The following is a 1,106-nucleotide window of genomic DNA, read 5'->3' as shown; positions in this document are numbered from 1 at the left end:
TGTCGGCCGTCTCGGTGGGCGTGGTGGGTTCGGTGCCGATGCTCGACCTCTGCTACAGCGAGGACGTGACCGCCGAGACCGACATGAACGTCGTGATGACCGGCACGGGCAGCTTCGTCGAGGTGCAGGGCACCGCCGAGGGCGCCCCGTTCGACCGCGACACGCTCGACCGGCTCCTCGACCTGGCCGTGGCCGGCTGCGAGGAGCTCACGCTGATCCAGGAAGAGGCGCTGGGGCGATGAAGATCGTGCTGGCCACCCGCAACCCCGGCAAGATCGCAGAGCTGCGCCGCATCCTGGCGGAGTTCGACATCGTGGGGCTGGAGGAGTTCCCGTCGATCGGCGAGGTGGCCGAGACCGGGGTCACGTTCGAGGAGAACGCCCTGCTCAAGGCGCACGCCGTCGCGCAGGGCTCCGGGCTGCCCGCGGTGGCCGATGACTCGGGCCTGTGCGTGGACGTGCTGAACGGCATGCCCGGGGTGTTCTCGGCCCGCTGGTCGGGCCGCCACGGAGACGACCGGGCCAACCTCGACCTGCTGCTGGCGCAGGTCTCCGACGTGCCCGCCGACCGGCTGACCGCCCAATTCGCCTGCGTGGCGGCGCTGGCGCTGCCCTCGGGGCAGGCGCGCGTGGTCGACGGCACCCTGCGGGGCCGCCTGATCGCCACTCCTCGGGGCGCGAACGGGTTCGGATACGACCCGATCTTCGTACCCGAGGGGGAGACGCGCACCACGGCGGAGATGCCGGCGGAGGAGAAGGACTCGATCAGCCACCGGGGCCGCGCCTTCCGCGCCCTCGCCCCCATCGTCCGCGACCTCCTGTCGTCCGCCTGACCCGGCCGTAGCGGGCCGACGGCGGCCGGTCCCGAGTCCGCCGCGGTTCCGCACCGAGGGGCGGTCCCGAGTCCGCTGCGGCTCCGCGCCGAGGGGCGGTCCCGAGTCCGCTGCGGCTCCGCGCCGAGGGGCGGTCCCGAGTCCGCTGCGGCTCCGCCACCGAGGGGCGGTCCGTAACCGGGGCGTAAGAACCCGGCCCCCGGGGTGGGCGTAGCGTCGGTGCCGTGCAGAAGTATGACGTGGTGCCCGCCTGGGCAGGCGCGCTCGCGGGCGT

1 protein-coding gene and 1 pseudogene are annotated in these 1,106 nt (G+C 73.8%); both read left to right on the top strand.

Annotation, left to right across the window (positions count from 1 at the left end):
- Nucleotides 1-242: pseudogene (rph, locus tag DAT37_RS28680) on the top strand (ribonuclease PH); the annotation flags it as partial.
- Nucleotides 239-832, top strand: coding sequence for an RdgB/HAM1 family non-canonical purine NTP pyrophosphatase (gene rdgB / locus DAT37_RS28675; protein ID WP_109528019.1), 594 nt, complete (start codon nucleotides 239-241; stop codon nucleotides 830-832). The pseudogene rph and the gene rdgB, both read left to right, overlap by 4 nt.
- Nucleotides 833-1,106 lie beyond the last annotated feature (274 nt).

This window comes from Nocardia aurea, from assembly GCF_003123685.1.
Lineage (GTDB): Bacteria > Actinomycetota > Actinomycetes > Mycobacteriales > Mycobacteriaceae > Nocardia > Nocardia aurea.
The sequence above is the reverse complement of the archived record's forward strand: the minus strand, read 5'-3'. Positions and strand labels throughout refer to the sequence as shown.

Bases quoted from the DNA above. Each gene is read 5' to 3' on its own strand.
- rdgB (WP_109528019.1), top strand. From the start codon at position 239: ATGAAGATCGTGCTGGCCACCCGCAACCCCGGCAAGATCGCAGAGCTG.